Origin of the sequence: Bacillus sp. FJAT-50079 (assembly GCF_018343515.1) — a bacterium.
Classification (GTDB): domain Bacteria; phylum Bacillota; class Bacilli; order Bacillales; family Bacillaceae_C; genus Lederbergia.
In genome coordinates this window covers 195809-207861 of record NZ_JAGYPD010000003.1, presented here as the reverse complement: position 1 = coordinate 207861, position 12053 = coordinate 195809, and the positions used below count along the sequence as shown (strand labels likewise).

The following is a 12053-nucleotide window of genomic DNA, read 5'->3' as shown; positions in this document are numbered from 1 at the left end:
TTCCCATTGATTTTTCGACGGGATTGTCTTATTATAAAGATACAAGCTGCGATGTACGTATGACAATTAAGTTTTAACTCTAACTTTAGTATAGGGAGTTTTACATTGAGACTGGAATGTCAGGCCTTCTATGTAGAGGACGACAGGAACGTTTCTGCAAACACCCACTTTGAGAAGTGGTGTTTAAAACTTTTTATAAAGAATACGGCATATGTGGCACTTAATTATTTCATTTACCAAGACCAATCTTTCGCGAGATTGGTCTTTTTATTTAAAAGAAGCCAGCAATCATCTGCTGACTTCCGTTATTTTTATGCCTTCACCAATTCTTCCACTTGTTTCACAACATTTTCGACTGTAAATCCGTACTCTTCAATGAGTGTGTCGCCATTTCCAGACGCACCAAATGTATCAATCGATAAGACGCTTCCTTTATTCCCAACATATTTATGCCAACCGAGTGAAGAAGCCATTTCAATTGCGACACGTGCTTCCACACTTTCAGGTAAAACATTAGCTTTGTATTCAGTATCCTGATTTTCAAAGCGATCCCAAGATGGCATGCTGACGACATTCACGTCAATGCCTTTTTCCTTTAATACTGCTTGGGCACGGACAGCAAGCTGTACTTCAGAACCGGTTGCAAGAAGCAGTGCATCGGGTACTTCTTTTTCACCTTTACTTATAATATAGGCACCAGATTTCACACCTTCATAAGCATTTTCTTTTGTTCCTTCTAATGTAGGTAAGCTTTGTCTCGTTAATACGAGCGCTGTTGGTTGATCTTTACTTTCTACCGATAACCGCCACGCAGCTTGTACTTCATTGCCATCGGCAGGACGAATGACTGAAAGATTAGGAATTGAACGTAACCCCGCAAGCTGTTCAATCGGTTCATGTGTTGGACCATCCTCTCCAACTGCAATCGAGTCATGCGTTAATACATAAGTGACAGGTGTATTCATTAATGCCGATAAACGAATGGCTGGTTTTAAATAATCACTAAATACGAAGAAGGTGCCTCCATACACTTTCACTCCACCATGAAGAGCCATTCCATTTAACGCTGCTCCCATAGCGAATTCTCGAACACCGAACCAAATATTTCTTCCGGCAAAATTTAATGGGGTAAAATCGGCATCACCAGAGATTGTTGTTTTATTCGATCCCGCTAAGTCTGCGCTTCCACCGATAAAATAGGGAACCTCCTTAGCAATCTCATTCAACACTTTTCCGGAAGAATCACGCGTTGCAACTGTATCAACTCCTGGTGTAAATTCTGGAAGACTTTGCTCCCAATCATCAGGAAGATCACCTTTGATCGCTTTTTCCAGCTCAATCGCTTCCTTAGGGAATTGTTCTTTGTAGGCTCCAAATAATTCATTCCAGCCAACTTCCGCTACTTTTCCTGGTTCAAGGATTTTCTTAGTAAAATCGGCATATACTTCGTCAGGAACAAGAAAATCCTCGTAATCCCATTGATAAAATTGTTTCACTAACTGAATTTCATCCTTACCTAATGGGGCACCATGAGCATCAGAAGATCCTGCTTTGTTTGGTGAACCGTACCCAATAACTGTTTTAACTTCAATTAATGTAGGTTGGGTTGTATTTTCTTTCCCTTGCTGAATGGCTTTTCGAATCTCGGCTAAATCATTGCCATCCTCCACTCGTAAAACTTGCCAGCCATACGCTTTAAATCGTTCTGCTGTATTATCAGAATAGGAACGATTTAAATCACCATCTAAGGAAATATCATTTGAATCGTATAAAACCACTAATTTGCCAAGTTTTAAATGACCTGCTAATGATGCAGCCTCATGAGAGATTCCTTCCATGAGATCTCCATCGCCAACAAGTGCGTACGTATAATGATCGATTAATGATAGATTTTCCTTGTTATATTTTGCTGCTAAAAAGCGCTCCGCCATCGCCATTCCAACTGACATGGCAATCCCTTGACCTAAAGGACCCGTCGTTGCTTCAACACCATCTGTATGTTGAACCTCTGGATGACCCGGTGTTTTAGAGCCAAATTGTCGGAAGTTTTTCAGGTCATCAATCGTAACATTGTATCCAGAAAGATGTAAAAGACTATATAAAAGTGCTGATCCGTGACCTGCTGACAAAATAAAACGATCGCGATCAAACCAGTTTGAATTTTTGGGGTTATGCTTCATAAAATCTGTCCAAAGTACGTAGGCCATTGGGGCAGCTCCCATTGGAAGACCCGGGTGACCAGAGTTAGCTTTTTCAATCATATCAATGGATAGTGTGCGAATGGCGTTTACGGACAATTGGTCAACAGGTATAGAAACTGTACTTGCCATTTTATTTCCTCCTTAAAGTGATTTCCGCAATGCTTTTGGGTAGTTTTATGCCATTCAAAATCACACCACAAGCATGCTTACGATCCACTTATCTACCAAGTTATTTATTCACAACCGGTACCTTCTTCCAGTCTTCCAAAAATTGTTCGATTCCTTTATCAGTTAATGGATGGCTCCATAGTTTTGGAAAAAGAGATCCTGGAATGGTTGCAATGTCGGCACCATACTGTGAGGCTTCTTCTAAATGCTTTAAGCCACGAACACTAGCTGTAATAATTTCAGTTTCAAATCCATAATTCTCTAACGTTTGCTTTAAGCGTGCTATTAGTTCAAGTCCTTCCATCCCAATATCGTCGAGTCTTCCGACGAATGGACTAACAAATGTAGCACCTGCCTTAGCCGCCATTAGACCTTGAGCAACAGTGAAAATTAACGTAACATTGGTTTTAATTCCTTCTTTTGAAAGGATATTAACTGCAGCTAATCCGGCCTCTGTCATAGGAATTTTAACAACAACATTTGAAGCCCATGTAGCAATAACGCGAGCTTCTTCTACCATTTCTTCAGTCGTTAACCCAATTACCTCCGCACTAACTGGACCTTCTACTACGCTACAAATCTCTTTAATCACATCTTCAAAATCGCGGCCCTCCTTGGCAATGATTGTCGGATTGGTCGTTACTCCGTCCACTAACCCAAGGGCATTTACTCTTTTGATTTCTTCAATATTTGCTGTATCAAGAAAAAACTTCATATTTATACCCATTCCTCTCCAGATTATTAGAGCGCCGTCAATAATGTCTCATTTATCAAATGCACCGTTTCCGTACATCGAAAATGTTTGTCATTTCCATTGATCATAATCGAATGTGTAATTATTTTGTTTTGTTCTCGTTTAATTCCATTTAGCAACATATTACTTGTAATACCTGTCGCAACAAATGCACAATCGTTCGTCTTCACTAGCTGATCATGGGTCAATGCCTTGTTTACATCTTCAATCCCCATGCTTTTACATCTTTCAAGTTCTCCATCCGTTCTTGGTAGAAGTTTCGCCTGCATTTCTCCGCCTAAGCTTTTAATTCCAACTGCTGCCAATACACCTTCAGGAGCGCCTCCAATTCCTAAAAACAAATCAATCTGCATTGATTCAATACAAGTAGAAATCGCTGGAATCACATCTCCATCTTCAAATATATACGTTTTTGCCCCTAGTGCTCTTACTGTATCGATCCAGTTCTGATGTCTTTCCCGATCTTGGATAATGACCGTTAATTCATCTACTTTTTTTCCGGAAGCCTTTGCAACCGCATACAGGTTTTCTTCAAGAGGTGCATGAATATTTATTTTTCCAGCAGCCTTTGGACCCGTTGCGATTTTTTCCATATACATATCTGGTGCGTGGAGCAACGTGCCTTTTGGAGCAGCAGCAATAACAGCAATTGCATCATTTTGACCTTTGGAGGTGGAAGTTGTTCCATCTATCGGATCAACAGCTATATCAACCTGTTTCCCTTTCCCTGTTCCTACCCTTTCGCCAATATATAGCATCGGTGCTTCATCAATTTCACCTTCACCAATGACGACGATACCATCCATTTCAATTTGGTTTAGCGTCGCTCTCATGGAATTCGTCGCTGCTTGATCAGCTTCTCTTTTGTTACCAGTTCCAACCCAGGGCAGTGAAGCAATTGCCGCTGATTCTGTTACTCGTAAAAAATCATAGATTAATTGATTCATTGGAGACCACTCCTTTTTCAAATCTAATTAGCTTTTTACGCCAAAGAGTTCTATTCAATTAACTGCAGGAATTTATTGCGATTTCTTTACTAATTTCTGTGAAAAATTCTTTTTCTTTTTCAACAATCTTATCGACTTTAAGCTGAGAACCACCAGCCCAATGAGAATTTAAGTAAGCCGAAACAACTTTTTTCGTTGCCTCTGGTCCAAGAACTTGTGCTCCGATTGTAATAATTTGAGCGTCATTACTTAATTGTGCCCTTTCCGCTGAATATACATCATGGGTGAGGGCAGCACGGATGCCAGGATATTTATTAGCGGCAATACACATGCCAATTCCGGTACCACATATTAAAATCCCCCGTGTTACTTCACCGTTGCTTACACCTTCGGCAACTTTAAATGCAACATCGGGATAATCAATTGCATCCTTTGAATAACAGCCATAGTCCTCTATTTCATGGCCTAACTCCTCCACGAAGGTTTTTACTAATTCTTTTAAATCAAAAGCAATGTGATCGCATCCAATACCAACTTTCATTTTCGAATCCCCTTTCGTTTGTCCTCATAAAGTTATTATCATCGAATCTATATTTTTATCATAACGCATTGTCTTTCTTTTATCAATGTTTACTTTCACTTATTTTCGTTTAGGTTGAAAATAAATTATTATTCTTATAATACGCAAATCCCTTGCCTTCTATATTGATATTGATTAAAATTGAGCTATAAAAATGCTTAGGATATTTACTATTTACTTTTGTATTATTTTTATTTTCATTCAAATTGTGAGGTAAATGAGGGAGAAACATGAATAAATTATTTGCTACTGAAAGAAGACAATTAATATTAAATATATTAGACGAAAAAAAGCGAGTAACCGTTAAGGACTTAGCAAGGAATGTAAACGTTTCCGAGGCGACATTACGAACAGATCTAAATTTGTTAGAGGAAGAAGGTCTGTTGACCCGAACTCATGGCGGTGCTGTGTTAAATGAAGATTTATCTTCTCCTAAGGTAAGCTTTTCTGAGCGGGAAAAGAAAAACCCTGATTCCAAAAATATCATTGCCCAAAAGGCAATCGATCTGATTAATCAAAAGGATTGTATTTTGCTCGATGCTAGCACTACCGCCCTCTCTTTAGCTAGACTAATAAGAGAATCTACTTTAAATATTACGGTTGTAACAAATGGGATATCTGCAGCAATTGAATTGAAGGAAAACCCTGGTGTTAATGTCATTTTAGTTGGCGGCATGGCGAGAATGGGATCAATGGCGCTTGAAGGATTACTTGGAACAAATGTGTTAAATAAGATTAACATTGACACGATGTTTACGTCTGCAAGAGGATTTTCGATTGAGGAAGGGCTAACAGATTTTAATGTTTATGAGGTAGAATTAAAGAAGGCTATGGCCGCTAAGTCAGATAAAATTGTAGCATTATTAGACCATTCAAAAATTGGTTCAAGCTCCATCGCAACCTTTGCAACTTGCAACCAACTGGATACAATTATTTCTGATAAGGAATTAGATCCAGATTTCAAAAAAGAATTAACGAAGCAAAACATTAAAATTATATAAAATAAGAAAAGCTTCAACACATTAGCAACCTCGACAGAGGCTGGAGTCAAAAAAGGATACTCGTGTGAGTATCCTTTTTATATTATCGATATAAATGCTTTTCAAGCTCATGGAGTAGAACTGTAAAAGTCTTCATATTCCATGCGGTTCTACCTACAAATAGGCCGTTTACATCCTTTTGATCAATATATTGCAGGTAATTTTCTAGGTTGACACTTCCCCCATACAATAATGGAATCTCATCGCCACTTTCTGGGAACATTTCCACTAATGTTTCACGCAAAAAGGTATGTATTTCACCTACATATTCAGAATCTGCTGGAATTCCATTCTCCCCGATTGCCCAAACAGGCTCATATGCTACGAGAACCTGTTTGGCCTGATCTTCAGTAAGCCCTTTTAAACATACCTTTACTTGAGCCGCAAGGACCTCGCGGGAAATCGCGTTATTCTTTTGCTCCATGTTTTCACCGATGCAAACCAAGGGTTTCATTCCATACCTCAATGCAGCCAATACTTTTTTGTTAATTTCGGCATCATTTTCATTAAAGTATTGTCTTCGCTCGGAATGACCCAATTCAATTAAATCTAGACCAATTTCATTGAGCATTTTTGGTGAAATTTCACCTGTATAGGCTCCTGTATCTTCCCAATGCATATTTTGTGCACCAAGTTTGATTCTTGAGTCAACGACTTCTTTTTTGATATCAACTAATGCCGTGTGGGATGGAATGATGAACAATTCAATATTGGAATTGAGCTCATTCGCTAGTTGCTTAAGTTCCTTCGTATAAGAAATCCCCTCAGCAATTGTTTTCGTCATCTTCCAATTTGTGCCAATCCAAATCTTACTCACTGATCTTCTACCCATTCCTTCATTGATTTAAAGATAATTGAAACGGTTGTAGCACCTGCATCCTGATGACCAACTGCTCGTTCCCCTAATGACTTTGCTCGGCCAAATTTCGCTATATAATCCTTTGTAGCTTCCACACCTTCAAGAGCTGCACTTTCTGCTTTACGAAGACCTTCTTCAAAGCTATCATTTTGGGCTGCTTTTAAAGCCTCAACTGCTGGCTGCAAGGCATCAATCATTGTTTTGTCTCCGAGTTCGGCTTTACCACGTACTTTGATTGCATCTAAAGCCTTTTCAAAAATCTCAGCTAATAGTGACAGATCTAAGGTTTCCTTTGCCTCTAATCCTTTGATCCCGCCAACAAACATCGTGCCGAAAATAACACCTGATGCTCCTCCCATGGAAGAAATCATTGACATACCAATGGTCTTAAAAACTTCATTTACTGTTGTAAATTCATTTGCTTTTAGATTTTCATCAGCCTTAGTAAAACCAACTGACATGCCGATCCCATGGTCACCATCACCGATAGCGCTATCAATTTTTGTTAGTAAAGGCTTACTTTCTACTACCTTTTCACCAACATATAAAAACATGTCCTTTACTTGGCTTGCTGTAAGACTATTTAGTGTTTTTGTCGACATTATCTTACTCCCCCTTTAACTTTCTCTGCTTTGTTGTAGTATGGTGAATGTGCAGGAGCATCATATAATTCTTTTAATTCATCATCTAGTTTTAGGAATGTAATGGAAAAGCCACCCATCTCTTGTGTTGTGCAATAGCTGTTAACATCCATGTCATAATTCTTAATGCCTTTTTCTTTTAAAATTTGGGCAAGTCTGCGATTCACAATCAATAATTCTAGTAATGTTGTAGAACCTAAACCATTTACATAAATAGCCACTTCGTCTCCCGCTTGGATCTTACTCTCTTCTAATAATTTCTCTACTAATTCATCTGTTAACGGGTCCGCAGGCATCAATTTTGTACGCTTAATACCTGGTTCACCATGAAGTCCCATCCCTAGTTCAATTTCATCATCACCTAAAACAAATGGTGGTTCTGTTTCTCCTGGAATGATGCCTGGGGATGTGGCTACACCAATTGAAAATGTTTGATCTGCTGCTTTTTGCGTTACACGTGTTACTTCCTCTAATGACAAGCCCTTTTCGGAAGCAGCACCTGCAATTTTAATTACAAATACATCTCCGGCAATTCCTCTGCGGTCATCTTTGCGCTCCTCTGGTGCCGACGCAACATCATCTGCTACTAAGACTGTTCTTGTTTGGATATCTTCAAAATCTAATAATTCAGCTGCCATATCGAAGTTCAGAACATCACCAGCATAGTTTCCATATATAAATAAGACGCCTTTCCCTTGATCGACTGCTTTTGCAACATCTTGAACCGTATTCGGTGTTGGTGCTGCGAATACGTTTCCAATTGCGACACCATCTGCTAGACCTTCTCCTACAAAGCCAATGAATAATGGTTCATGTCCACTTCCTCCACCTGTTACAATTGCAACCTTGTCCTTAAGGTCTTTACGAATGATCCCGTTTACATTTTCAACTTTAGTTAGAGAATCATTATATGCATACATATAACCTTCAATTGCTTCTTGTACAACATTACTAGGATTGTTGATGATCTTTTTCACTTGATGTCCCTCCTATTTAAATATATAAAATTACAAAATTATTTTATTTGTTTTTATTTACTTTCATTTACTATTTTAATCTTTTGTTTCCGGATTGTCAATTTACATTTTTAACTTTCATATGCTATATTGATAACTTTTATTAGTATATTCCAATATTAGGATTATTAAATAATAAAAAGGATTATCTAGCGATAGACATTTCGCTTATAATTATCTGCTGTTGTTAGCAATTGCTTATACTGACTCATAATCAATTATTGAATAAAAAGTATAGACAGAGTTGCCTATACTTTTTATATAATATCATTGATAGATTTTTAGGTACTCTGCAGCATTTTCTTTTGTAACTAATTCCATTTCTATTGCGTTATATTTTTCAACTTCCTCTCCCTTTAACAGAGCAACTGCCAAATCTACTGCTTGACCACCTTCTAGAGCTGCATCCTGGAATACTGAAGCATCCATCCTTCCTGCTTCAATAGCTTTAACAGCATCTTCGATGGCATCTACACCTACAACTAAAACATCGTCTCGCATACCCGCATTTTCTAATGCTTGTGTAGCTCCTAGTGCCATTTCATCATTTTGAGCGACTACTGCATCAATTTTATCTCCATGACTTTGAATCCAGTTTTCCATAATTGTTAATGCCTCTTCACGAGACCAGTTAGCTGTTTGGATTTCAAGAACATTCATACCATCATTGGCATCTATTACATTATAAATACCTTCTTTACGTTGAATTTGTGCAGAAATACCAATTGGTCCTTCAAAAATAACAACGTTTCCTTTACCACCAAGTTGATCTACCACATATTGTGTCTCAAGCTCCCCGGCTTGAACATCGTTTGGACCTATATATGAACTTAAGTGATCACTATTAATAATCATGTTGAGTCCTACTACTTCAATACCAGCATCTCTAGCTTTTTTAATTGTTCCATCAAGTGAGTCAGAATCAACTGCCGCTACAATAATTGCGTCTACACCTTGTGCGATAAGGTTTTCCATTTGTGAAATTTGCGTTGCTACATCATTTTTTGCTTCTAAAACATTAATATCAACATTATGTTTTTCAGCAGCATCTTCCAATCCTCCAACAGCAAGTGTGATAAATTCAGACATGTAGTAAACTGTCACACCTATTTTGTATTTTCCTGAATCGGATCCTGATTCGCCATCGCCACTTGTTTTCACTTCACCGGAATTTCCACATCCAGCCAAAAGTAACAATCCAAGTGCCATAATGAAACTTAATACCTTTTTACTCTTAAACATTTAAAAACCCCCCAATTTTATTATATAAAATTGATAAACAACGCTGAATGTTATTATTCAGAACGTTTTTTATCAAGTAAAACCGCTAAAACAATGATGATTCCTTTAATAATCTGCTGATAATAAGACGATACACCCATTAGGTCCAGACCATTACTTAGGACACCAATGATTAGTACACCTATTACAGTTCCCCATAATTTACCTCTACCACCAGCAAGGCTCGTTCCACCGATTACTACAGCAGCAATTGCATCTAATTCATAAGCTGCTCCAGCTTGCGGAAGACCTGCCGAAACACGAGCTGTAAGTACAATTCCAGCTAATCCGCATAGCAAACCACTAAATGTGTAAACAAAAGCCTTAACTCTTACAACATTGATTCCTGAGAAAGTTGCCGCTTTTTGATTTCCTCCAACTGCATAAATATATCTACCGATTCGAGTCTGGTTTAGAATAAATTGGCTAATTAAAAACACACCTAATAAAATCCATACTGGAATTGGAATTCCTATAAAACTCCCTTGACCAATTGCCATAAATTCACTTGATAGTCCCGAAACAGGTTTACCATCTGAATATATATAGGTCAATCCTCTTGCAGCAGTCATCATTCCTAATGTGACGATAAAAGGAGCGATTTTCCATCTTGCAACAGCAGTTCCATTAATAAAGCCAAGAATAGCACCAGCAATTAGACCTAAAACTATTGATAAAAGAATATTTTGACCTGTACCGAAACTTGCTGCAACAACACCCGTAAATGCAAGTACAGACCCTACTGATAAATCAATTCCAGCTGTTATGACAACAAATGTCATTCCAATAGCTAAGATTCCAATAATTGAAATCTGTCTTAATATATTTAAAATGTTTACACTTGTTAAGAATCTATCATTTAACACTGTTAATACTGCACAAAGAACAATTAAAGCGATAATAATACCAAATTCCGCAAAAAAATCTTTCACTCTATTTTTCTTTGAAATTTTCATTTGAACCGATAGATCTTCTGTTTGCATATTCGCTGTAACATTATTGCTCAAGATGTTCTACCTCCTTCTTTTCACCTAATTCTCTTGTAGCTAATTTCATAATCTTTTCCGAATTTGTTGTTTCACCATCTACTTCACCCGAAAGAATACCTTCTTTAAAAACAATTACACGATCACTTAAACCTAATATTTCTGGTAATTCAGACGATATTAAAATGACGGCAACTCCCTTTTCAGCGAGATCAGCAATAAGTTGGTAAATTTCAGTTTTGGCACCAATATCAACCCCTCTTGTCGGCTCATCGAAGATGACAATTTCAGGATTGAGCATCAACCATTTTGCTAAAACAACCTTTTGCTGATTTCCGCCACTAAGATTTTCAATTACTTGGGAATAGCTAGGCGTTTTTACTCTTAAAGTTTCGATATATTTGTTTACTTCATTTACTTCTTTTTTCTTATTAAGAGCTAACTTATTCCTAACAAAGTTTTTTAAGGAAGGTAATGTCATATTTTCTAGGATATTTCTTTCAAGAACTAAGCTTTGAAGCTTCCTGTCTTCAGGTATTAAAACGATTCCATTATTAATAGCATCAATAGGCTTTTTAATATTTACCTTTTTACCTTTAATAAAGATTTCTCCTGAATCAATTCTTCGAATTCCGAAGATCGCTTCCATTACCTCAGATCTTCCTGCTCCCATTAGGCCTGCGACACCAAGTATTTCTCCGGCACGCAATTTAAAATTTATATTTTGGAAAGCAGATAGACTAGATAAGTTTTTTACTTCTAAAATGACATCTTTTGTTTGATTTTTCTTCTTCGGAAAAATATTATTTAGTTCTCTTGCAACCATCATTTTAATTAATTCATTGTATTCAAGTTTACTAGCTTCAGATGTCCCAATATAATTTCCATCTCTAAACACTGTAATCTGGTCTGCTATTCTGAAAATTTCATCCATTTTATGTGAAATATACACAATAGATTTTCCCTTTTTCTTTAACTCTTCAATCATTCCGAATAAAACATTTACTTCTCTATCTGTAATTGCAGAAGTAGGTTCATCCATTATAATAATGTCTGAGTTATAAGATATAGCTTTAGCAATTTCAACCATCTGGGTTTGGGCAACCGTTAATTCACCCATTTTAGTTTTAGGATTTAACGCTAACTTCATATCCTTCAATATTATTTTAGTTTGATTGTTCATCGTTTTAAAATCGATGATTCTACCCTTTAAAGGTTCTCTTCCAAGAAAAATATTTTCCGCAATTGTCATTTCTGCCAAAGGGCTTAATTCTTGATGAATCATAGCAATTCCATGGTTTATTGAGTCCCTCGAAGAAGGAAAGCGAACTTCTTTTCCTTTCAGAAGGATTTTCCCTTCATCCGGTTGGACAATGCCCGCAATTACTTTCATTAGAGTCGACTTTCCCGCACCATTTTCTCCCATTAACGCATGGACTTGTCCTACTTTCAATTTCAAATTAACGGAATTGAGAGCTTTTACACCAGGGTAGGATTTTGATATATTTATAAGTTCTAGTACTACTTTTGTATTAGCCATTTTGGTCCCTCCTTTTAGAACTTCCTCACTTTCATTCCTT

11 protein-coding genes and 1 other RNA gene are annotated in these 12053 nt (G+C 37.3%); 2 read left to right on the top strand and 10 right to left on the bottom strand.

Annotated elements, in window-relative coordinates:
* Positions 1 to 40: 40 nt before the first annotated feature.
* Positions 41 to 224, top strand: a non-coding RNA gene (gene ssrS, locus KHA95_RS08695) — 6S RNA.
* A gap of 87 nt (positions 225 to 311) precedes the next feature.
* Here the strand turns inward: ssrS and tkt are convergent.
* The 4 genes from tkt to rpiB form a co-directional block, all read right to left on the bottom strand.
* A complete protein-coding gene (gene tkt, locus KHA95_RS08690; protein ID WP_213137112.1) occupies positions 312 to 2330 on the bottom strand; it encodes a transketolase in 2019 nt (672 codons plus the stop codon).
* Between the two features lie 100 nt (positions 2331 to 2430).
* Positions 2431 to 3084, bottom strand: coding sequence for a fructose-6-phosphate aldolase (gene fsa, locus KHA95_RS08685; RefSeq protein WP_213137111.1), 654 nt, complete (start codon positions 3082 to 3084; stop codon positions 2431 to 2433).
* Positions 3085 to 3110: 26 nt separating this feature from the next.
* Positions 3111 to 4070: a class II fructose-bisphosphatase gene (gene glpX, locus KHA95_RS08680; RefSeq protein WP_213137110.1), complete on the bottom strand. Its 960-nt coding sequence runs from the start codon at positions 4068 to 4070 to the stop codon at positions 3111 to 3113.
* A 58-nt stretch (positions 4071 to 4128) separates the two neighbouring features.
* Positions 4129 to 4611: a ribose 5-phosphate isomerase B gene (gene rpiB / locus KHA95_RS08675; RefSeq protein ID WP_213137109.1), complete on the bottom strand. Its 483-nt coding sequence runs from the start codon at positions 4609 to 4611 to the stop codon at positions 4129 to 4131.
* Between the two features lie 269 nt (positions 4612 to 4880).
* On the opposite strand from rpiB, the gene KHA95_RS08670 reads away from it, so the two are divergent.
* Positions 4881 to 5651 (top strand): DeoR/GlpR family DNA-binding transcription regulator, encoded by a 771-nt coding sequence (locus KHA95_RS08670; protein ID WP_213137108.1) that lies wholly within the window; start codon positions 4881 to 4883, stop codon positions 5649 to 5651.
* Positions 5652 to 5733: 82 nt separating this feature from the next.
* On the opposite strand, the gene KHA95_RS08665 is transcribed toward KHA95_RS08670, so the two are convergent.
* The 6 genes from KHA95_RS08665 to KHA95_RS08640 form a co-directional block, all read right to left on the bottom strand.
* Positions 5734 to 6507: a triose-phosphate isomerase gene (locus tag KHA95_RS08665; RefSeq protein ID WP_213137107.1), complete on the bottom strand. Its 774-nt coding sequence runs from the start codon at positions 6505 to 6507 to the stop codon at positions 5734 to 5736.
* On the bottom strand, positions 6504 to 7151 hold the full coding sequence (dhaL, locus tag KHA95_RS08660) for a dihydroxyacetone kinase subunit DhaL (RefSeq protein ID WP_213137106.1): 648 nt from the start codon (positions 7149 to 7151) through the stop codon (positions 6504 to 6506). The genes KHA95_RS08665 and dhaL overlap by 4 nt, the downstream gene beginning before the upstream one ends.
* The gene (locus KHA95_RS08655; protein WP_213137105.1) at positions 7151 to 8167 is read right to left on the bottom strand and encodes a dihydroxyacetone kinase subunit DhaK; all 1017 of its coding nucleotides are present in this window, start codon (positions 8165 to 8167) and stop codon (positions 7151 to 7153) included. The genes dhaL and KHA95_RS08655 overlap by 1 nt, the downstream gene beginning before the upstream one ends.
* A gap of 306 nt (positions 8168 to 8473) precedes the next feature.
* Positions 8474 to 9448, bottom strand: a complete 975-nt coding sequence (locus KHA95_RS08650) for a substrate-binding domain-containing protein (RefSeq protein ID WP_213137104.1) — start codon at positions 9446 to 9448, stop codon at positions 8474 to 8476.
* A 53-nt stretch (positions 9449 to 9501) separates the two neighbouring features.
* The gene (locus KHA95_RS08645) at positions 9502 to 10470 is read right to left on the bottom strand and encodes an ABC transporter permease subunit (RefSeq protein WP_213137515.1); all 969 of its coding nucleotides are present in this window, start codon (positions 10468 to 10470) and stop codon (positions 9502 to 9504) included.
* Between the two features lie 13 nt (positions 10471 to 10483).
* Positions 10484 to 12013 carry a sugar ABC transporter ATP-binding protein gene (locus tag KHA95_RS08640; protein WP_213137103.1) on the bottom strand — a complete coding sequence of 510 codons (1530 nt, stop codon included), beginning with the start codon at positions 12011 to 12013 and terminating at the stop codon, positions 10484 to 10486.
* Positions 12014 to 12053 lie beyond the last annotated feature (40 nt).